We start from the raw sequence: 22505 nt of genomic DNA on the forward strand, positions 1-22505 counted from the left end.
AGGCTAACGATCCCAGTCGACCTATGTTAAGAAAGCAGACAATACGCTGCGGATTTGTCCGTAAATTTCATCGCAAAACGAGCAGGAGAACGATAGCCTAGTGCCCCATGCATTCACAGCTACACGCTAACGATCCCAGATGACGTTATTTGCACCCATTTACGCTTGCTGGAATTCTAACGATCACAGGAGACGTTATGTCACCAAAATGATGCCTTTTCGAGCAATTTCGAGTCACTTCTAATGAAATAGCGTTCCTACGGATCGTTACATTTTCAAACATACCTTTTTCCGCGATATAAGGCTTCTGGTGATCGTTAGCGCTGTTATGGGCCTTAATTCATTCAATGGAGAGAAGTGGCGGGGCTACAAGCAGCCCGAATCATCTGTCACAACTATCATCTATGATTGGCACCTGTCCTCTGGTACCTGGTACCTGTCATCTGGCACCTATGATCTAGCACCTGTGACCTGTCACCTATCATCGTTCGCTTAGTTAGCGTATCAGCCACAACATCAGTCATCGCATCAGTCACCATAACAGTTACTGTGTCAGTCACCACATACCGGGTTAACTTCCACGGTGACTGGTGCATCCACATGACGGAAGCCCTGAATAACGCCCACACGTTTGAAAAACTTGTGGAAACGCTCATTCGGATGGCCCTTTTCTTTGTACTCCGCCACGATGCGCTCAACAATACCGCCGATCTCGTCCCCTGGAATCCCCTCTGCTACAGGCTGGGCCGGATGCGCGTTGCGTCCGAATTTTTTGCCGCCAAGGAACAGATCGTATGCTCCTTTGCGATATACGATACCGATGTCTTCCAGCACCGCACCATAACAAGCCATACCGCAGCCGTTCAGCGCCACACTTGTTTCCTTGGGAGCAGATAATCCGCCAATAACGTCCTGCAAATGATTAGCCATCGGTACGGCATCGTCCTTCTCCAGATTACAGAAGTCACAGGCCTTGACCTTAATGACATCACCGATGGGCACCACGATAAAATTGGCAGCGCGCAGCTGCTCCACCAGCGTGTCCGGTTCAAATGTCGGCACCCGCAGAATAATCTGATGCTCGGGTGTATACTCCAGCTCGCCGTCCTCGCTTGCGCACTGCGCCAGCAGGGCCATCTGGGCGGCGGTGAATTTTTTGTTGCCCACGCCGGGCGATACGCCGATCTCAAAGAGCGGCGCCTTGCGCCCCGGCACGGGCAAAGCTGCGGTGCCAACCGCCGCAGCCTCGCCAGCGCCTTGCGCGCCTGCGGCAGCCGGGCCTGACGCAGCTGCGTCCAGCCAGCGGCTTGCCGCTTCGCCCGCGAGCGCGCCGCCTGCCGCGAGCCGCGTCAGCGCCTCGGCGGCGAGCTCGGCTGCGCCGGCGCGGGGCGCCACTGCGGCTGCGCGCGGGGCGGCCTCTGCCGCCGCGGACGCGGGCCGCGACGGGGCAAGCACGGCGGTGCCAGCACCGCCCGCCGGGCTTGCCCCAGGCGTAGCGGCCGCCCATGCGCCTGCGGGCGGCCCTTGCGGAGCCGTGCCCGCTCCGGCGCTGGCGCCGCGCAGGGCTGGCTCCGCCGATGGCGCGGCCTGCGCATTGCGGGCCGCGCTATCGCCCGCTGCCTCGCCGGAGGCGGCAGCGCGGGCTTCCTGTGCGCCGAGCGACCATGGCTCGGCTTCGGTACGCAGCCGCTCATGTGGTCTGAGCGGCTGTTCCGCGGAGTTCAGCGTATATTTCCGCTGATATCCGCGCGGAGTGACCATGATGCCTTCGTACATCATGGTGGAGGAATTGCCGATAATCACGGTTGTCAACATGCCGATATCATGATTCAGCATATCCTCCAGCGTGGTCATGACTACGTCCTGACGCTCGCGGTATGCGCTTTTGACCAAGCCAACGGGGGTCTGAGGATCACGATAGCGCAGCAGCATCTCCTGCGTTTCCACAATCTGGCGTGTACGTCGGCCGCTGCGCGGATTGTACAGAGCAATGACAAAATCGGCCGCTACCGCTGCCTCCACCCGGCGAATAATTGTCTCCCATGGCGTCAGATGGTCGCTGAGGCTGATCGTGCAGGCATCATGCATCACGGGCGCACCAAGCAAGGAAGCACAGGATTGAATAGCAGATACGCCAGGAATAACCTCGACAGCCACCCCTGTATCCGGCTTCCAGCCTTGCTCGATCAGCACCTCGTATACAAGTCCGGCCATGCCGTATACCCCGGCATCCCCACTGGAGATTACGGCCACGATGTGGCCTGCCTCCGCCTGACGGACCGCCTCCTGCGCACGGCTTACTTCCTCGGTCATGCCTGTACGCACAATGGCTTGTCCGTTCAGCAAAGGCCGGATCAGATCCACATATGTGTTATATCCGATGATGACCTCGCTCTCCTGCAATGCATCCAGTGCACGCTTCGTTATATGCTCCATCGCACCCGGCCCGAACCCGATGATAAGCAGCTTGCCTTGCTTTTGCATACCTCTTCCTCCCTCATTCCACTTGTCCTGCGGTTCATGTCCCCAGCCTGTCTATCTGAACATACATAGGCCAACCCCTTCAATGTCCAGCCACCCGATATTTTGCAATATGCGCTGAACGCTGAACTACATCTTCTTCGGATAGAGCACGGCTTCAATAGATCCCCTGTATTCAATGTCACTTGTTATTTCCAATAGCCCGACCAGGTCCATCATTTTACGATGATAAAAACAAAAAAATCCCATCCTGATCACGGATGAGATACGCATGTACGTACAATCAGGAAACCCGGCCTATGGCTCCCTCTAAAGGAAAACATACAGCCATGAAGGCCTCTGCAGGGGCCTCTTGGTGCAAACCGATGTTTGCCCATTTCCTGAATTATCGTACACCACTCCTTTCCGCGAAGGGTTTGGTGACACACGCAAGGTAGGTCTCCTGGCTCTGGATCATCAGCTGTCTTTCCTGTCTTCCCCGTTTAATGCGAGTGACTTTATCGAAAAGCGCTTCACCATTACAGTGGCGGGACCGCTCGGGACTTGCACCCGATTCCCTGTTACCTCTTGCTTCATGCAAGAGCACCTTGCTGCTTTCATATTGTCTTCATCATAACATCGGTCAGGAAATAATGTCCATGCTTCCGGGAATTGTCCTAAACGCGATTTTCAGATAAAAACAAAAAAAGGTTTTGGTCCATCTAACGGACCAAAACCTGATTTAACCATGCATTTATTGTCTGCTCATTTCCTGCATTCGTTAAGAGCCAAACACTCCAAATCTTTTATGCCGGCAAGACGCTATTATTTACCCCGGACACCGACCGGATTTGCGGCGAAGTAACGTCCCAGCTCAACGATCAGCGCCCCCATCTTCTCTTCCTCTGGAACAACGATGGCCTCGATGCCCTCCTCACGCATTGCATTTGCAGTCACTTTACCTACCGAAGCCGGGATTACCCCTTCCTTGAAGGCAGTCAGCATCTGCTGCAATTTACCTTGAGTGGCTGCATAGGCAGTCAAAAAGCGAACCTGCGGACCGCTGGTAAAGGCTACTGCATGCAGCTCATGCCGAATGATCTCATCCAGCAGCTGCTCAAGCTCTGCTGCTTCCGGTGGTACATGACGATAAGGCAGCACCTGCCGCACGATAGCACCCTGCTCCTCCAGCCAGGCCACCAGCTTCGGAGCGGTTTCACCGTGAAGCTGCAGCATCACCCTTTTACCAGCAAGCTCATGTGGCCCAAATTCACGGATCAACCCGTCTGTACTGCCATCATCATCCCGCACCAATGGTGTTAACTTCAGCTTCTTGAGAGCATTGACCGTTTTATACCCTCTTGCTGCAATACAGGATGCAGCCATGACGTCCCGTAGCTGCGTAGCAATATCCATATCCTCCGCCATATTAAATAAAGCATCCAGCCCCATGCCTGTCGTAAAAATGGCCCAATCCGGCGGATCAGAGATCCAGGAAACCAATCCGTCTCTAATATTGCGATCATCCAGAAATACCGTTCCCTGTGCAGGCCGCACGAGTGGAATTCCGCCCATCTTCTCTACCAATATAGACATTTCTTTGGACTTTCGCGGTCCGGTTAATGCGACACGTACCCCTTCCAAATGCTGTGCCATGTGAGCTCCCCCTGTTCGTTCAGCCGAATGTTCATCAGTCTGACTACAGTATACAGGCTGCTTCTGTGAAGGGAAACCATGATAGCTCTCTTTTTGCCCTCAGAGCTATAACGATTTTTTATGGTTTATATCAGGAAGGCTGTAAATTCCCACCACCAAGTGTGTCCTTGCGCTTCTGATCTCCAGACCTTTCATGCGACTGATCCGCATCCGTTGCTTCCTGTTCATGCTCCTGTCCCTGCTGCTTGTTCCTGGACTTACGCTCCCCGGACCCGGTTTGCGCGGTCTGCTGTGCTTCCTTCTTGCGCGGACGAAGAAACAGGAAGAATATAATCGGGAAGATCACCTCGAATACAATGGCAATCCAGGTCCACTCCCGCGTAAAGCGATTCAGCTGTATTGCGTTGCGGAAAAACCAGAACGCACAGACAAAGCCCATTAACGCAATCGGCCCGGTTAACACCTTGCCTGACACTTTGGGAATCATTCGTTTCAGTCCCCAACATACAAAGTACAGGTCAAATGCGATCTTTGTTATAACGCAAGGCAAGGTTGCCGCAGCGAGCGCCAGGTCAAAACGATCCAGGAAATCACTGATCTGCAGCTGCCTTGCCAGCTCGTAAGATGGGTACACGAGTCTGGAAGCAATCGGAACCCCGATGGACGTAATTGTCTCAACTATAATTAGCATCAGCAGCCCCCCTGTGAGCAGGGTACCGGAGAAAATTGATTTTGTTTTAAAGTCCTTGCCTCTGACCACAAAGGACACAACAATCATCTCTCCGTAAAAAGAGAATACATACCAGCTCCCCCTTGCCACCCCCGTGTAATTAATATCGAAATAGGGCTTCAGGTTATCCAGATTGATCTGCTGAATCAGCATAAACGGCACAATGATGGAGTTTAATAGAAACAAAACCACATATAGCTCCGACATGCCAATCAAAGAGCCCAGACCTCCACGCACAATAAAGATAGCCATCACAATCAGAGACAGCACAATAATGGATATCGGTGTCGTTTCCAGCAATGTGATGCTTACATAATCACCGGTCAACCGAATATCTCTGGCAAATACAAAGAAAAAAAACACAATGTACATGAGCCCCGCAACCCTTCCCAAGAAAGGGAATCGCGTCACCAGCGATTCAAACAGGTCCTTGTCTGGAAATCGCCGCTGTACACGACCGAGCATCCACATCGACGCGAACATAATCAGAATAACGGGTACGTAACAGAGATAAGCGTGCTGTTCTGCATAGAAAATGGCTTGTGTATGAGGCTGAATTAGCGTGCCTGTAATACTCAGCAGCATAATAATTAGCACCATTTGCCGGTGAGTTACTTTCTGAATCATTCTGCCTCCTCCTTTCTGTCAGGGTAACGGAAGCAATCGCTGAATGACATGACTCATCCATACCGTTATAAAAACCGTTTTGTTCAATGTCGTAACATAAAACCAGATGCCTGTTGCGATGCCGATAATGCCATACGACAGCCAGCGATTAATGGGGGCTGCCTGCTTCAAATGGCGAAAGTCCATGACAAGCACAACCACTACCATGGCCAGGTACGTATATAACAAGGGTTTAATCATGTACGATATCCTCCTCTACGACCCCGATCGGTTTATTGACAATTCCAACATTTTCAATAATCACATGTGGGTCCACTTCCACCTCGACCTCAGGGTAAAGGACATCCCAACGACCCTTGATTTTATCCCATTCTTTGGGTAAATGCTGGTGAATAGAACGGCCCAGACCGAGAATGTCCGCGCGGAATTTTTTTTGCACCAGCCGCACGCCTTCTTCGATATCCTCTTTGATCTTCTGGTGAGTGGCTTCAATTAAGTTCAGAATCTCCTTCTCGCGCCGATCGCCATAATCCGATTCGTTGTCCACAATGACACCTTTCGCGTACAATCGAATGGTCACGCTCACCTTGCCATTAACGATTTTAGGATGAAGAGATGAGTTGTTCTCATTTAATTTAATGAACAGATCACCTTCTCCACGCGGAGCCTTAATCAGAACTTCAGGTTCATTGGCCTCACCCATAGCAAGGATCAGTGCATCGGCAGGGGCCTTGTCCATCATGCCCACAAGCTTATCCTTTTTGAAAATAGCCAGACCGTCCAGCTTGATATTGGTTTTGGAGTCCTTCCAATCCTTCGGTACACTGTCCGAAACGGATGCGATGGGCAAGAAGGGGTCCACTCCATCGCTTAGAATCGAGTCGATAAACGTTTTGAGCGAACGTGGATTGCGCATGTTGAGAAAACACAATTCCCGCACCATCTCGGAGGGAAACTTTTCAATCGGCGCATCCGTATCAATGACCTTGTAGGCTTCTCCACGTGTCACCACTGGCAATGCAGACAACCGGTTAAGCGGGTATCTTGTAAACAAATCCAGCATGGGAGCAACGCCTTCACGCGCCAGCTCTTCACCAATCAGGATTGTCCGGCGATGGGCATAATAAATTTTGCGCGAGAGTGATTTCTGGCCTTCCAGCGATGTGCCGCGCAGCGTATCCGCTGTGTTAGACAGGATAAACCACGGCTTGTCACCACTGGTTCCACCGCCACCACCCTCACTGCCGGATGCCCCGGACTGTCCAGGTAGAGCAATTTGCAGACTGGAGCGATAATCATCACCCTCCTTATCCACAGCTATACCAATAACAAAGGCAATGTCATTGATCTCTTCACGATCCCAGCAGCCAGCCAGCAAGGAGCTGCATAGGAGGATGGCAGCGACAGCCCGGTATTTCATTAACAAACGCATGGGATTACCACCCTTCCTCCGCTTCCGGTGAACCATTGATATCTCTCGTCATCCGCTGTCGATCCCGGTGTACCGTTGAAGGACGATTGATCATTTTCCACCAAGGCACGCGAACCAGAATGTCTTTGGTATCTTTTTTGCTGTATGGGCTAAGACCAGACAGGTACGGCACGCCGAATGATGTCATCTGTGTGAGATGCACCGAGATTAACACGAGACCGATAACGATACCGTACAGCCCCAGCATACCTGCCAAAAGCATAAGCGGGAACCGCAGCAACCGCACCGTGATGGCAAAGTTAAAGCGTGGAATCGTGAACGAGGCAATCCCCGTCATGGACACGATAATAACCATGGGTGCTGATACAATCCCTGCCTGCACAGCCGCTTGCCCAATCACAAGCGCACCGAGAATGCTGACGGCTTGACCAACCGTCTTGGGCAACCTGACCCCGGCCTCCCGCAAGGCTTCAAAGGACAGCTCCATGATGAGCGCTTCGATGAGCGCCGGGAAAGGAATTGCTTCCCGTGCACCCGCAATGCTGAGGATTAGCGTGGTGGGCAGCATGTCCTGATGAAACGTGGTGATGGCGATGTACAATGCAGGCAGGAACAGCGCAATTGCAACAAACAAAAAGCGAATCCAGCGAATGAGATTACTAATAAAGAAGCGTTCATAGTAGTCCTCACTGGCCTGCAGCATCTGCCATATCGTCACAGGGGCAATCAATGCAAACGGGGTACCATCCACCATAATGGTGAACCGCCCCTCCAGCAGGTTTCCGGCAACTGTATCCGGTCGCTCCGAGTAATGCATCTGTGGAAACGGGGAATACGGATGATCTTCAATAAGCTCCTCAATATAACCGCTCTCCAGAATGCCGTCGATTTCGATCTTCTCCAGACGTTTCTTGGCATCCTGAATCAGTTTGGGATCAGCGACACCCTCCAGATAGACCAGCACCACATCTGTTTTCGTATCGGAACCCAGCGTCATGCTGACCATTTTAAGTGCAGGAGTTTTCAGCTTGAAGCGCAGCAAAGCCGTGTTCATACGCAGTGTCTCCGTGAACCCTTCCCGCGGTCCGCGAATAACAGATTCCGTTTGTGGCTCCTCTACGCCCCTTCTAACGCCTCCTTTAACATTAAAAAGCCACGCTTCGCTCTCTCCGTCCATCACCAGCAGTGCGGATGAAGCCAGCACACCTTCTGTTGCAGCATCCCATGTTTTGACACGTTTCACCTGGGTTAACTCAATGCGTGTATCATCAAGGGGCACATCCGGCTCGTCCGTTCGTTGCTGCACAAGTCCCCGAATCAGCGGACGGAGCATATGCTCCTGAATATCCGACGAATTAACGATACCTTCTACATAGACAAGGAGGCCACGGATTTCAGGCGATATCATGACATTACGGAATACCACATCCGAGCAATCCGAGAAAATCTCTTTTAATGCCTGAATCTGATTAGAATGGACCGCATGAATAGGCTGCTTTAGAATAGGCGGAGACGGCAGTCCCAGTGGTACATATTGACCATGATTAGAGGCTGATGCAGAAGCTTTGGATTTGTTGCTGCCTGATGATTTATCTGCCATATGCCGTCCCTCCATTCTTGTTTTTATACAAGGTAGCTTGTGCCAGAAGGTAAGGAATTATGTGGTCCTTTTTCACAAAAAAATAAGCCTTCCCTAAGGAAGACCTATTGAACATACATGCAAAGCACGCATTTATTGGCATACGGATGTTGAGTGTGTCTTGAAACCTACTGAAGTGTATCCTTTACCGCTTTTCAGACACGCCCTAGTCCGCAAAATAATCATCTGGCATATATTCAATTTCCGACTTGGCGTAAATCGTAAGGGTATGCCGATCTTGATCATACGTGACACGATCGCCATCAACATAGTACCAGTGCTTCGTCAGAGGACGATCTTTGCGCTGTACAAAGCGAAATACGTTTAATTCCTGCTTCAGTTCAATAATCTTGGCAATCGTCTGCTCATTCAGCCCCGTTACGGTGAACACGTAACCTGAGCCTTCCTTCTGAAAGCGATAGGACAGCGCTGCATCTGTTTTACTGTTCGCCAGCCCGCGTCCGGTTACTCCGTGCTTCACCATAAACCATTCCTGCTGTGCCATATGTGTAATTCCTCCTTTGATTCTGGAAATGAGAATTAGTGGTTCTGCTTGTTACGGCAGATCAATTAACATATAAAAAGTGTCCTCATGCCCTTCCAGCCTCATCGAAGGAGTTTGCTCCACTCTAGCTGTATCTCCGGTGTGCAACACATGTTCATTTTGCAGACCAAGCTTACCCTCAATGGAGAAAATGTACATCCGTCGGCCGGCAGGCTGCTCGAAATCAAGCGTCGCACCTTTAGCCAGCCGTCCAAGATAAATCGTCATATCCTGATGCACCGTGGCAGTCCGCGGCCCACCCTCGGAGGATGCAACAGGTATAAGGACACCTTCCAGAGCCGTTGTATCAAAGGAGGTGGTTTCGTAGGATGGCTGCAGCCCCTTGGTATGCGGCATAAACCACAGCTGGAGCAGTCTGACCTCTTCCGTATCGGAGGCATTATGCTCAGTATGAATGACACCACTTCCTGCCGACATGCGCTGAATACTACCAAAGCCCGTTACAGCAACGTTACCAAGGCTGTCTTCATGTCTCAGCTTGCCGTTCAGTATTATGGAGACAATCTCCATATCACTGTGGGGATGTGCACCAAAACCGCGACCTGGAGCAATAACATCATCATTGGCAACCCGCATCGGACCAAAGGCGGTATTGTCCTGCTCGTAATATTCACCAAAGGAAAAGCTGTGACTCCCGCGCAACCACCCACGGTCAAAGCTGGAACGTGCTTCAGATGGAATGATCTTGATCATATTGTGCAACCTCCTCATATCTATTGTAATGCCTGTTTGATTTGTTCTTGTCTGTTCTTATTTTTCCTTAGTAGCATACTTATTCTCATTATATCAGACATCAAGGGCATTCGTCCAAGCTTCAGATACAATTGTAAAAATGAAAAAAAGCCCTTGATCCAGCCATTCGATCAGGCAAACCTCGTTGGCTGATTGAATGAAGAGATCAGGGGCTGAATAGAGCTCGCGAACATAGCAACCGGCACGCGAAGAGCCTTGACGTTTGAGTTATTGCTTATCCAGCATTTACACAGATCAGGCGCTCACGTTCTGTCGTGCATTCCCCTGTCTGTTAAACAGATAATCCAGTGCCAAGAAACGACTGCCGGTCAGAAGCAGCGTCAATGATCCAGCCATCAGCATATAATCCAGCTCTGTCCCATTCAGGAACGGCTGACCCGCCTTGGCTGTGAATACTGCTCCTACCATTACAGCGATGAATAAAGCTGCAAATACACGGGTACCCAAACCGAGAATAACAGCCGCACCACCAGCAAGCTCAATAATAGCAACGACAGAAGCCATAAAACCCGGAATGCCTATGCTTTCAAAAAAACCGACAGTACCGCTTATTCCACCCTCGAATTTGCTCCAGCCGTGCAGTACAAAGATCAAACCAATCATAATTCGCAAGAAAAACAGGCCCATTTCAACACTTTTGTTATTCATCATTCATCTCCCCATTTCAATCAAATTTAGTTCATGATAATTCTTGATTCGAACGTGCCTATCCAATCGACCAGACAAAAAGAATGGACAGCAATAGAAATACCGTTGCCGAGATGAGAATTGCATAACGCGGCAAACGCAGCTTAACGTCCCGTTCAGGGTCCAGCAGCCTTGAGATGCGCACGTTCACCGACGTATCGGCAAAAGAAGACTGGATAATCTGTGGTCTGCTCTCTCCCGTTGATGGTGAACATGCACGCAGCAGCTTCAGAAGTGCACTGCCAATACCCACCGCATTTCCTGTACGTTCAATGGCTTCGTTGTCTGCCAGAATCTCTCGCACAATGCGATATTGCTGTGACGTATGCTTGAGCACAGGGATATAGGGCATCATGGCAGCAAAGACGGAAAGCAATGTTGTTTTGAGTGGATCACGATGCCACAGATGATGAACCTCGTGATAAACGACTGCCTTTTCTTCTTCCGTATCCAGCATCTGCAGTAATCCTGTAGAGAGCACAATACAAGGTCTCCACATCCCGATCGTAAAAGCAACCGGTGAGGACTGCTCCACCACAAGGAACCTCGGCCTTCTCAGATGCTCATATCTTGCATTGAGCCTTGCCGACAAGCTGCGATTCTCCATTGAACGCAGCTTGTTCACCGCCGCTCTTGTTTGAATCATGCGAACAGACAGCAGCCAGCTTGTCCCGGCAAACGTCAGCAGTACCAGCACCAGCAGTAAATGCCCTACCGACATCCAGCCCATGCGGCTCATCCAGTGATTGCACAGCCACAGCAGGTTAAGCCGGATATCCCAACCAAATAATTTGTACATTGCATACATAAACATCTGAACCAGCACCAACACCGGAATACCCAACCCAACGGTGAACAACATCCTGGAGCGAGTCTTCCACATATTACTCGTTTTCCTTTTTCCACTGTTTAATCTTCATTTCGAGTCGTTCAATCAATCCTTCGTCAGCTTCATCGAGCGCGTCCAGCATATGATTTAATGCCAGCGTCCCGAATTCATCCACCAGCTCCTGGGACAATTCCTTGGATTGATCGTTCATAAACGCCTCCCTGCTCTGTACCGGCTGGTACAATGATGTGCGGCCCTTCTGTGTTTTGCCAAGCAATCCCTTATCCACCAAACGATTCATTACGGTCATGACGGTATTAAAATTGACGTCTTTGTCTTGTTCCAGTGCAGTCTGTACTTCGCGAATGCTGCTTCCGGGACGAGCCCACAGAATGTCCATAATCCGGGCCTCCAGCGGACCAAAGAAACGGTTCAGCCCACGCTCACCCACTTTGAAATTGTGTATTCTCATATTCTGACACCCCTCACACTACCCATTGTAGTGTCCATGGATCAGAAGTCAACCTCTATGTCAGCTATTTTATGTAAATGATTTGTAAAATTGTTTTTCATTTGAGTGTAAAAAGACTGCCAAAAACCGGGCCATTCCGCAATCATGCGATACGGCCCGGTATATATGACAGACCTTGATGTGTTGTTCCACCTGTTCTACATCACAGATATCAGTAAAGCGATGCCTCCCGCAAGTGTTACTTCGGCATATGCCCGGAAATATCTACACCCAGACCATGCGCCAGTCGTCCACCCAGTTGTCCATCGGCACGGAAAAAGTGGCACAAAGCTCTCATCTGAATATCTACAGGCACCGCTTTGAGATCATTCGTCAGATTATCCAGCAAATGCTGCTGCTCCACAGGTGTGAATGAGCGGAACAGTTCACCAGCCTGCGTGTAATCATCGGTTTTCTCGATCTTTTCTCTTGTTACATTTCCATGTAAAGGAACTTGGCTATCCCGGTACGTCGGGTCCTCCTGCGGGCTGCTGCCAGAGCTGTTAGGCTCATAGTTCACTGGCGACGGGTCCTGATTGACATTCATCAAGCCGTCACGCTGATGATTGCGCACAGGCGCATACGGGCAGTTCACCGGAATCTGAAGATAGTTAGGTCCAAGACGGTGGCGCTGTGTATCTGGATAGGAGAACAGGCGTCCTTGTAACAACTTATCCTCAGAAGGCTCAATACCCGGCACAACTGCACTTGGAGAGAATGCTGCCTGCTCCACTTCAGCAAAGAAGTTCTGAGGATTGCGATTCAAGGTCATCGTGCCTACCGTTTGGAACGGCAGAATATCCTCCGGCCATGTTTTGGTCGGGTCCAGCGGGTCAAACGAGAAATCATGCATCTGTTCCGGCTTCAGCAACTGCACCTGAAGTTTCCACTGCGGATAATCCCCGTTTTTGATATGGTCATAGAGATCCCGTGTCGCATGATTGAAGTCCTGTCCCTGTACTTCCGAAGCCTCCTGACGGGAGAAGGCACGAACGCCCTGGACGGATTCCCATTTGTATTTCACATAATGCACTTCACCCTGCCCATTGATCCATTTAAAAGCATGCACTCCGAAGCCGTCCATCTCGCGGTAACTCGCCGGAGTTCCCAAATCAGAGAATAGCCAGGTCATCATATGCGTGGATTCCGGCGTCAGCGTCATGAAATCCCAGTAACGTGCCGGGTCCTGAATGTTAGTATCTGGAGCCGGCTTCAAAGAGTGCACCATATCCGGGAATTTGATGGCATCCCGAATGAAAAATACCGGCAAATGGTTGCCGACAATATCGTAGTTGCCTTCACGTGTATAAAATTTAACGGCGAATCCGCGCGGGTCGCGTGCCGTCTCGGGAGAGCCTGTGCCATGAATCACCGTCGAGAACCGTACAAGCACATCTGTTTCAGTACCCGGCTCTTGCAGGAAGTCAGCAGTTGTATATGCCTTCATGCTCTGCTCCAGCTTGAACACCCCATGTGCACCGGCCCCTCTCGCATGTACAACACGCTCAGGAATACGTTCACGGTCAAAGTGTGCAATCTTTTCAATCAGGTGGTAATCCTCTAGCAAGGTTGGCCCTCTTCTTCCCGCTGTTCGTGAATTCTGGTTATCTCCTACGGGTGCTCCCTGATTGGTTGTCAAACGCTCTGTCATCCAGTCGTCCTCCTCTGAATTGGGTATTTGTTCTGCTGTATCTATCTACTAATTCCAATCATATTCGTCAGCTGCTTAAATATACATTTAGACTTGATCTAACTGTTAAATTGATTCTAACATGTCCAATACTCATACTGCATGAGGTTCGCATGAGGTTAAGATGAGATTGTTAAACGTAAGATGAATGAAGCATGAAGGGCCTGAACAGACATCCTGTCCACCCGTGATAACCATTCAAAAATAAAATAAAGCGCAGACCGTTTATTAAACGATCTACGCTTTATTTAAACATTTTCGCACGGGAAAGGGCCCCGTACGCTGTATCTTTTTCCTCATGAATGTGTAGCTGTTTAATCCGCGAGACGGTAACCCACACCTCGTACCGTAACGATGTACTGCGGCGAAGACGCATTATCACCCAACTTTTTGCGCAAGCTCTTGATATGAACATCGACTACATTGCTTCCACCCGTAAAATCAGTTTCCCAAATGTCGCTGAGCATCTCTTCACGAGAGATGACTGCGCCTTTGGCATCAATCAGCTTGAGCAGCAGATCATATTCAGTCTTGGTCAGGTGAATCCGCATATCGTCACGCTGTACACTCATCCGTTCGCGATCCAGCAACAGGTCCTTAAAGCCAATGCGTTGTCCCTCTTCAGGCAAAAATGCACGCTTGGGCATAACAGGGCTGCTGCCAATCATTCGCTGAACCCGGTAAAGTGCTTCCTGCGGGCGAGCCGGCCACACAAGCAACTCCTCCTGCAACATGGGGCCGCTTGCACTGCCAATCATCTTCTCACCAACCAGATAGAGACAAGGTGTCGTGTTCTCGGCCTCACGATTCAAACGGCTGCTGATTCCCGTAAATGCGTCAATGGTTCCGGCCACAGACAGATCATAGATTAGCAGATCAAATACTAACCGTTCATGCAAATCCGGTTCCCAGCGATGAAACACAAGCACGTCAAAGCAGCTGTCGGTCAAGGCTTTCACCAGCTCATGCACTTGACCAGGCATTGGACTAATCAGAATAACCCGCCGGGTTATTGGACAGTTATCCACTAACGGTGCAGGTTCAGCCTCAGCCAGAGAAGGCTTGACCCGAAGTGGCAACCGTCGGCCCGACCATTTCACCTTTACTTGATCCGTTTGTTTCTGCATTCCGCGCAGACACCTCCAAATACAACATGTGCATGATCAATTGCATAACCGGTCTCTGCCGCTACCTGCTGCATCCATTGTGGAGGAACCTCTGTCATCACCTCGTCCACTTTACCGCATACTTCACACATAATATGCTGATGATCATCCATTCGGGCGTCATATCGACTTGCTGTTTCGCCAAGTTTAAGCTCTCTAATCAGCTCTTTATCTGTTAAATAACGAAGCGAGTTATAGACCGTACCATAAGCCAGATTATATCCTTGCTCAACCAGCCGATTCATCACATCGGCAGCTGTTGGATGGTCTTCTGATTTACGCACGACATCATATACGGCTTGCCGCTGTATCGTCAAATTTAATGTTTTCACAACCCATACCCCTTTATATTGTTCTCAGAATATATATTGAATTAGAACATTTAAACAATTCTATCGTTCGTTTGCTCATCTATACAAAATGCTTATTTATTTTGATTTAGATTAAGTATAAATCTTAATGTATATCGAGTCAATATTGTACCGTTTATATTTACTTTTGGAATTTTATAGCGCCTGAGAACCAAACCCTTCAAACATTTGGGATTATATGGTTCGCTAGAGCATTGATTTTCAGATAAAATAGAGTGATGTGCGTAAAAGGGGGGAATGCTGGTTGTTAAGCACTTTTTTTGTGAATATCTGTGTGATAATTACCTTTATGTACTTGTCAGGAATTATCGCTAAATTCTACAGCATTCGATTGCCTTTTCCCTCGCTGCGTGTTCAGATGATCGGCGGCTTGTTATTTGGTTTATACGGTACTGTGCTTATGAACTATTCCTTTCATATAAATGACAGCACAATTGTAGATCTGCGGCATCTGGCCATTGTGACTGCAGCAGTATATCTTGGCGGACTTGCTTCAGTGATTTCTGGTTTTATTATCGCGATTCTTCGCATCCTGATGTTTGGCATAACCTCATCTGCTATTGATGCCGCATTCATCATGATCCTGCTTGGACTATCGGGTGTATACTTTGCCTATGCCTCATGGTCCAGACTAAGCAAAATTATCACCATGAACCTGCTTGGTATGTCAATGATCTTTGTTGTGCTGCTAATGAATACAGACAGCATGAGCACCTTGATGAGAGTCTATCCAATACAGATGACCATTGCCTTCATCGGCGGTATTTTCATCTATTTCATTGCCGAATTTATTAACAGATCCAATGAGATGTTATTTGTGCTGGAAAGACGGGCATCTACGGATCATCTGACAGATCTGAGCAATCGGCGGCAATTTGAACAATCCCTTCGGGCTGAGCTCCAGCATGCAAGACATTATCATCAGAAGCTGTCTCTGCTGGCAATTGATATTGACCGTTTCAAAAAAATAAATGATACGTACGGTCACTCTGCTGGCGATGCTGTACTCAAGCAACTGGGACAGCTGCTTGTTGAGCATGCACGCTCTACCGATCTCGTCTCTCGCCATGGCGGCGAAGAATTTGCAATTCTGCTACTCGATTGCGGATATCATCAATCCATAACTATTGCAGAATCTGTGCGAAAAGCTGTCGCCAGATCTCTGTTCACCCTGCCTGACGGTCAAACCGTAAAGCTGACCGTCTCGATTGGGGTTGCGGTCTACCCTGATCATTGTGACGATCACGAAGACAACGATCTTTATGACCAGGCTGACCGTGCTTTGTATGAAGCCAAAAATACGGGGCGCAACAGAGTATGCTCTTTGCCGCCCTATAATACCATCGTTGCCGAAGATGACTGGTAGTAGAATTTGAACGGTTGCCACAGCAAAAGGGATGCCATCTGCCTTAATCATGGGCAGTTGGACATCCCTTTTCTATATCCTTCCTTACACTCTCGCGTAAATAGATGCTGCTTCTTAATTAAGCCAGAATCTGTTCAATCTTCTCCATCACAGAGACCTCCAGCTTCACTCCCGAAGCTGCCGCATTCTCCTGAACCTGCTCGGGGCGACTGGCCCCGACCAGCGCACTTGAAACATTGTTTTGGCGAAGAATCCATGCCAAGGCGAGCTGACCTACCTTCAGATTCAGCTGATCCGCTACTTCAATCAATTGACGCACCTTGCCGATTCGTTCTGCGCTGATCTTGCCCTCATCCCAGCCAAGCTTCGCGGCACGGCTGTTCTCCGGAATATCGGATACAGATGTATATTTCCCTGTCAGCAACCCTTGTGCGAGCGGAGAGTATACAACTTGTCCTATGCCTTTACGTTCACCTAAAGGGATAATCTCATGCTCAATGTAACGGTCAAACATGTTGTATACCGGCTGGTTCACCACAATGCGGTCAAGCAGCAAACGGTCTGCTGTTCCTAGTGCAGCTTCCATCTGGGCAGCAGTCCACTGACTAACGCCAACATACAGCACTTTACCGTGCCGCACCAGATCATCCAGTGCACGGAGAGTCTCCTCAATCGGTGTATCGGCATGATAGCGGTGGCAATAATAGATATCCACATATTCTGTACTCAGACGCTTCAAGCTGGCCTCACACTGCTCCATAATATGTTTGCGGGACAATCCGTGATCGTTAGGCCCATCGCCCATTTTATTAAAAACCTTGGTTGCGAGCACATAAGAGCTGCGTGAGTACGCTTTCAACGTTTGACCCAGCAGTACCTCAGCGGCTCCCCGCTCATAAGCATTGGCTGTATCAAAAAAGTTAATGCCCTCATCAAATGCTGTTTCAATTGATTTCACCGCATTCTCCCGTTCAACATACCCTCCGTACGTCAACCAGCTACCCAAGCTGATCTCGCTGACTTTCAGTCCGCTTCCACCCAATCTACGATATTCCATCGCATGCATGCCCTCCTCTTCATAAGATGATGAAGTTCCACATCCTATTGTAACCTACCTCGAGTGATGCGAGAACGTTTACATGGATAAAAGTAACCGAGTCCGCAACAAAGAAGCACATCCGAATCGAATGTGCAGCTTTGCCTTCGGCTCTGTAAACCGACAGGGATATTGGCCGAGCGGATTATCGGAGACTCATGTTATGGCAAAATAATACTGAGTGCATTCAGCAGCTCGGTCTGCCTTACCGGTTTCGTCAATACGGCTTCGAAAGCCTGCGTTTGATGCAAATCCATATGCATCCCATAAGGCACAAGCATGATGACAGGTAGAGCTTTCACTTGCTGCTTCAAGTCCATAACGAAATCGGCCGTAACTCCTTCACGCAGCCCCAGATCCACTACGGCCACGTCCGGCTTGAAGCCTTCTTTGATCCAATGGTAAGCAACGGCAGAATCAGAAGTCATGTGCACCTCCATCTCCCATTTACGCATCAAGGAGGATACGCCCTGTAAAATATCAGGGTCCTTGGCGAGCAGTACCTTTTTCCCTCTTAATCGTTGCTGTACACTGGTGACTTGTGGCAAATCCCAATATCGGCGTAAGGGAAGGGAAATCTGAAATTCTGTCATCGTCCCATCAAGCGCACTCACCTGAATGCGACCATGCATCAAAATAGCCAGATTCTGACTAACCGCCAGCCCCAGATTACTCCCAATGAGCTTCTCGGTGTTGATTGCCTCCGATTTAGCAGTAGACGTACGCAACCGGTTATCGGATAACATCTGTCCTGTATATCGAACTCGAAGCACGAGAACATCTGTATCCCCTTGTGCTCCTTCATTGAGATCGGCTGTCACAAGCACAGCACCCTCCCGGGTGGAGTCCATTGCGTATTGCATGACATGACCGAGCAGCTGACCCAGCTTGATCTCATCCCCAATAAAAACCTGGGATACATTCAGATTCAGGTTTAACCCGAGTTCGATCTGTTTGCTGGCTGCTGTACTTGCATAAAGATAGACGGTGTTCTCAATCATGCTGACCAGATCGAAGGGGTCATCATGAATTACCGTTTTGCCTGCATCGTTAATGTTAAAGTTCATCATGTTATTAAGCAGCGAGAGCAGAATATTTCCGCTCGTTTCAATCATGTTGACATATTCGGCTTGCTCCTCCGACATATCGGGGGTGCGCATCAGATCGGTTAATCCCAAAATCCCGTTCAGCGGATTACGAATTTCATGACTCATCAGCTTGAGCATCTGTGTCTTGGTCATCGCTTCGGATTCAGCACGTTCTTTCTCCGCCTGCAGCTTCTCCTGCAGCTGTTCCGAATCACTCAGCCTCTGCTCCTGAACCTGAAGCGCACTCTCCAGATCAACCACATATCCCAAAAACACAGCCATGGCCTCCAGCGTTCTCATATCCGTTTCGCTAATGACGTAGCCTGGCTCATCCATTATACATATCGTGCCGAAGGCTTCGCCTGATCTTCGTATAATCGGCACACCTACAAAGAATCGGTTCCCCAATCCAGTCGTAACATCCATTGAACGTGTGACAGAATGCTCACAGGTATCCTGAATCGTAACCACACTGCCGTTACCCTTCAATACCAGACTGCAATAGGATTCCGTAAAGGGAAGTGCTGTACCTTTGGCAATTAATTGTTCCTTTCGGTTGAAGGCTTCCAGAATGACATTGGTCACTCCGTCATTCGTGGCTACGAAGATGGTATTCACTCGTAATATGCCACTTAATACATCCACAATATGGGCTGCTGCTTCTTCGATGTTTTTATAGAAGCCCTGGTATCTGCCTTCTACCGTCCCCATGGTCCACCCCACTTTGTTTGTCTTGGCTGCTATATTTAAATTCACGAATCAGACTGCTACATCACATGCAGGGCTCTAACGGAAATCCGAACGATTGTCACAAACTATACTTATATGTTTAACACCGTAGAAGTATAAGAGAATCATACTGAAATCTATATTCTATTTTTCATTAAATCGCGTGTCCCTAACATTTCATTGGAGCTTGTGCTCATAGATTTCTTTAGAGCTTATGTTCATAACATTTTCATTAAAACGGCTCGGTCTGAGTACTACAATCTATGATCTCTGACGTGGAAGTTTATACTTGCAGGATAAGTAGAAATTATACGCCTCTGTTTGAATTTTGGGAACCTTTAAACCCGCATCAGTTCACGGAAAACGCCCTGTCTCCTCATCAAGGGTGTGATGATAATCACACACAAGAATCCACATATAGTTTATAAATGGATAATATCAATCTACATCTAGTATATTACTCCAAAATTTCATCGTATATAGCCCCAGTATTTATGAGAGCACAACCTATTATAAAAATCCATTTAGGAGGCACGTTACATGACTATGCTTGAGTATGCCGCGCCACCGGCACCCGATCTATTATCCGACCTGGGAAGACGTATTATTGGTGCAGAAGACGCCGATACGCTGAGAGAGAATGCCAATCTGAACGGAGATTCCTTCAGCGGCAAAATGAGCAGGCTTGGTTCGGAGACGGCGAAATGGCATGCGATGCGTCATGTGCTGCCCCAGGCGCTTGCAGCAGCTGTTGAACAAGGCGATCTGTATGTGCATGATCTGGATCAGTACGCCCTCGGTACAACCAACTGTATCTTTATTCCGTTTGACCGGCTGCTGGCTTCGGGCTTCAATACAGGCAATGGCTCCGTACGCACACCCCAGACGATTATGTCGGCCATGGCACTGGTTGCAATCATCTTCCAATCTCAGCAGAACAGCCAGTATGGCGGTGTGTCTGCCAATAAGATTGACTGGGATCTCGCTCCTTATGTGAAGCGTTCATTCATCAAGCATTTTCGCAAAGGGCAACGGCTCTTTCATGAACCTGCTGTCATTACAGATGAGCAGCTTCACCTGGACAGTGCAGTAGCTAAGCAGCAATGTCCACGAGCCTTCGCTTTTGCCTATGAAGAGACCGAGGTGGAGACTGGACAGGCCGCTGAATCTCTTATACATAATCTGAACACGATGAGCAGCCGGGCAGGGGGCCAGATTCCTTTTACCTCGCTCAACTACGGAATATGCACTTCGGCAGAAGGCCGGCTCGTATCCCGTTCTCTGCTGGAGGCCACGATCCGGGGACTGGGTCACGGGGAAACCCCTGTGTTTCCGCAGCATATTTTCCAGTGCAAGCAAGGCGTTAACCAGGCTCAGGGTGATCCGAACTATGATCTGTTCCGCTTGGCGGTAACCTGTTCCTCCCGGCGCATGTATCCGAACTTTGTCAATGTGGATGCCTCGTTTAACCTGCCTTATTACCGCCCGGAGGACCCGGATACGATCATAGCGACAATGGGCTGCCGTACACGCACACTTGCGGACCGGTTCGGACGGAATCGTCAGAGCGGCAAAGGGAACCTCTCGTTTAACACGGTTAACCTGGTCAAGTTGGGCATTCGTTACGGCATCTGCCGGGGTAACCGGGCTGTCGCCGATCGGGAAGCCTTCTATGCGGCACTGGAAAAGGTCATGCATACTGCGGTAGACGGCTTATTGCACCGATATGCCATTCAGACAAGACAACCTGCCAAATCATCCGACTTCATGATGCGCGAGGGCGTATGGGAAGGGGGCGAGCAGCTCGCCCCCAATGAACCTGTTGCGAGCCTGTTGAAGCACGGAACATTATCGCTTGGTTTTATCGGACTGGCCGAGTGCATGACGGCGATGTATGGAAGACATCATGGACAAGATATGCATGTGCATCGCGAAGCGCTGAACATCATTCGTGCGATGAGAGAATTCTGCGATAACATGAGTGAGCGTCATAACCTCAACATCACATTGTTTGCTACTCCCGCAGAAGGCTTGTCCGGCAAGTTCACCAAGCTGGACCGGGCGGAGTATGGCCCGATTTCTGGCGTAAATGACCGTGAGTATTATACCAACTCGTTCCATATTCCGGTCTATCATAACCTTCCGGCCTACCGCAAGATCGAGCTGGAAGCTCCGTTCCATACCTTGTGCAACGCTGGGGCGATCTCTTATGTAGAGCTTGATGGCAACGTACGGGCCAACACGGCCGCTTTTATGCGCATCGTGCAGTATGCACTCGCACAGGATATCGGGTATTTCTCGATCAATCATCCGATTGATCGTTGCCCTGAGTGCGGATATGAGGGGGTTATCGGGGATATCTGTCCGGGATGCGCGGTTCATGAAAATGACGTACACTTCCAGCGTCTGCGCCGTGTAACCGGCTATCTGACCGGTGACTATAAGGTACGCTTCAATGCTGCTAAGCAGGCTGAGGTGCGGGATCGGGTGAAGCATCGGTGAATCTGTACGGTTACATTCCCGAATCGGTCAATGAAGGAACGGGCCTGCGTGCTGTATTGTTCATCAGTGGGTGCAGGCATGCTTGCCCAGGCTGCTTCAGCCCGGATTCTTGGAGCTTTCGAGCCGGCGAACCCTTTACGGAAGCACGACAGCAGCAGATTTTACAGGAGGTGACAACCCATCCCCTGCTGGACGGGGTAACGTTATGTGGCGGTGATCCCTTTTTCTCTGCACCCGACTGCAGTCGCTGGGTACGACAACTCCGGGAAGCGCGCCCCGATCTGACGGTATGGGCTTATACGGGATTCGAGTACGAGGAACTGATCACTGACCCGGCAAGATCGGAGCTTGCACAGTTATGTGACGTCATTATTGACGGACGTTACCTTGCAGCTGAGCGTGATGTGTCTCTGCCCTTCCGCGGAAGTCGGAATCAACGTTTGATTGATGTGCGTGCCACCCAGACCGCCGGAAACATCGTTACCTTGCAGCTGGATGCAGTGTAATGATGTTTTGGGGTGTCTCCTAATAAGCAAAAAGCAGGCTCTGTCACGATTCCCGTGTCAGAGCCTGCTTTTATATAGCGATGTTGTATGTTACCTGTATAT

Annotated in this window: 19 protein-coding genes and 1 riboswitch; of the genes, 3 read left to right on the forward strand and 16 right to left on the reverse strand. The window is 49.6% G+C overall.

Features of this window, described 5'->3' with window-relative positions; all coding sequences use genetic code 11:
• Positions 1–552: 552 nt before the first annotated feature.
• From cobJ to DFQ00_RS07005, 14 genes are all read right to left on the reverse strand, one after another.
• A complete protein-coding gene (gene cobJ / locus DFQ00_RS06940) occupies positions 553–2484 on the reverse strand; it encodes a precorrin-3B C(17)-methyltransferase (protein ID WP_110895740.1) in 1932 nt (643 codons plus the stop codon).
• 412 nt (positions 2485–2896) lie between these two features.
• Positions 2897–3086: riboswitch (cobalamin riboswitch) on the reverse strand.
• A 199-nt stretch (positions 3087–3285) separates the two neighbouring features.
• Positions 3286–4116 carry a uroporphyrinogen-III synthase gene (locus tag DFQ00_RS06945; protein ID WP_110895741.1) on the reverse strand — a complete coding sequence of 277 codons (831 nt, stop codon included), beginning with the start codon at positions 4114–4116 and terminating at the stop codon, positions 3286–3288.
• 130 nt (positions 4117–4246) lie between these two features.
• Positions 4247–5473 (reverse strand): GerAB/ArcD/ProY family transporter, encoded by a 1227-nt coding sequence (locus DFQ00_RS06950; protein ID WP_110895742.1) that lies wholly within the window; start codon positions 5471–5473, stop codon positions 4247–4249.
• Between the two features lie 18 nt (positions 5474–5491).
• Positions 5492–5713, reverse strand: coding sequence for a hypothetical protein (locus DFQ00_RS06955; RefSeq protein ID WP_110895743.1), 222 nt, complete (start codon positions 5711–5713; stop codon positions 5492–5494).
• Positions 5706–6905: a Ger(x)C family spore germination protein gene (locus DFQ00_RS06960; protein ID WP_167433624.1), complete on the reverse strand. Its 1200-nt coding sequence runs from the start codon at positions 6903–6905 to the stop codon at positions 5706–5708. Before DFQ00_RS06960 ends, DFQ00_RS06955 begins: the two co-directional genes overlap by 8 nt.
• 4 nt (positions 6906–6909) lie before the next feature.
• Positions 6910–8505 carry a spore germination protein gene (locus tag DFQ00_RS06965; protein ID WP_110895745.1) on the reverse strand — a complete coding sequence of 532 codons (1596 nt, stop codon included), beginning with the start codon at positions 8503–8505 and terminating at the stop codon, positions 6910–6912.
• Positions 8506–8710: 205 nt separating this feature from the next.
• On the reverse strand, positions 8711–9049 hold the full coding sequence (locus DFQ00_RS06970) for a hypothetical protein (RefSeq protein WP_110895746.1): 339 nt from the start codon (positions 9047–9049) through the stop codon (positions 8711–8713).
• 51 nt (positions 9050–9100) lie between these two features.
• The gene (locus tag DFQ00_RS06975) at positions 9101–9802 is read right to left on the reverse strand and encodes a pirin family protein (RefSeq protein ID WP_110895747.1); all 702 of its coding nucleotides are present in this window, start codon (positions 9800–9802) and stop codon (positions 9101–9103) included.
• 294 nt (positions 9803–10096) lie between these two features.
• On the reverse strand, positions 10097–10510 hold the full coding sequence (locus tag DFQ00_RS06980; RefSeq protein ID WP_110895748.1) for a DoxX family protein: 414 nt from the start codon (positions 10508–10510) through the stop codon (positions 10097–10099).
• A 58-nt stretch (positions 10511–10568) separates the two neighbouring features.
• On the reverse strand, positions 10569–11348 hold the full coding sequence (locus tag DFQ00_RS06985; protein ID WP_208643759.1) for a M56 family metallopeptidase: 780 nt from the start codon (positions 11346–11348) through the stop codon (positions 10569–10571).
• An 85-nt stretch (positions 11349–11433) separates the two neighbouring features.
• A complete protein-coding gene (locus tag DFQ00_RS06990) occupies positions 11434–11850 on the reverse strand; it encodes a BlaI/MecI/CopY family transcriptional regulator (RefSeq protein WP_110895750.1) in 417 nt (138 codons plus the stop codon).
• A gap of 238 nt (positions 11851–12088) precedes the next feature.
• On the reverse strand, positions 12089–13540 hold the full coding sequence (locus DFQ00_RS06995; RefSeq protein WP_110895751.1) for a catalase: 1452 nt from the start codon (positions 13538–13540) through the stop codon (positions 12089–12091).
• Positions 13541–13893: 353 nt separating this feature from the next.
• Positions 13894–14706: a winged helix-turn-helix transcriptional regulator gene (locus DFQ00_RS07000; RefSeq protein WP_110895752.1), complete on the reverse strand. Its 813-nt coding sequence runs from the start codon at positions 14704–14706 to the stop codon at positions 13894–13896.
• Positions 14682–15077: a Fur family transcriptional regulator gene (locus DFQ00_RS07005; protein WP_110895753.1), complete on the reverse strand. Its 396-nt coding sequence runs from the start codon at positions 15075–15077 to the stop codon at positions 14682–14684. Before DFQ00_RS07005 ends, DFQ00_RS07000 begins: the two co-directional genes overlap by 25 nt.
• Positions 15078–15390: 313 nt before the next feature.
• Here DFQ00_RS07005 and DFQ00_RS07010 point away from each other — a divergent pair, with 313 nt between their 5' ends.
• A complete protein-coding gene (locus DFQ00_RS07010; protein WP_244213717.1) occupies positions 15391–16482 on the forward strand; it encodes a GGDEF domain-containing protein in 1092 nt (363 codons plus the stop codon).
• A 118-nt stretch (positions 16483–16600) separates the two neighbouring features.
• On the opposite strand, the gene DFQ00_RS07015 is transcribed toward DFQ00_RS07010, so the two are convergent.
• Both DFQ00_RS07015 and DFQ00_RS07020 read right to left on the reverse strand, forming a co-directional pair.
• Positions 16601–17539: an aldo/keto reductase family protein gene (locus tag DFQ00_RS07015; protein WP_110895755.1), complete on the reverse strand. Its 939-nt coding sequence runs from the start codon at positions 17537–17539 to the stop codon at positions 16601–16603.
• 200 nt (positions 17540–17739) lie between these two features.
• Positions 17740–19422: a hybrid sensor histidine kinase/response regulator gene (locus DFQ00_RS07020; protein WP_146236125.1), complete on the reverse strand. Its 1683-nt coding sequence runs from the start codon at positions 19420–19422 to the stop codon at positions 17740–17742.
• A 513-nt stretch (positions 19423–19935) separates the two neighbouring features.
• Between DFQ00_RS07020 and DFQ00_RS07025 the strand changes: the two genes are divergently transcribed.
• Positions 19936–21897 carry an anaerobic ribonucleoside triphosphate reductase gene (locus tag DFQ00_RS07025; RefSeq protein ID WP_110895757.1) on the forward strand — a complete coding sequence of 654 codons (1962 nt, stop codon included), beginning with the start codon at positions 19936–19938 and terminating at the stop codon, positions 21895–21897.
• Positions 21894–22403, forward strand: a complete 510-nt coding sequence (nrdG, locus tag DFQ00_RS07030; protein ID WP_110895758.1) for an anaerobic ribonucleoside-triphosphate reductase activating protein — start codon at positions 21894–21896, stop codon at positions 22401–22403. Before DFQ00_RS07025 ends, nrdG begins: the two co-directional genes overlap by 4 nt.
• The last annotated feature ends 102 nt before the right edge of the window (positions 22404–22505 follow it).

It is taken from the genome of Paenibacillus barcinonensis, from assembly GCF_003217495.1.
GTDB lineage: Bacteria > Bacillota > Bacilli > Paenibacillales > Paenibacillaceae > Paenibacillus > Paenibacillus barcinonensis.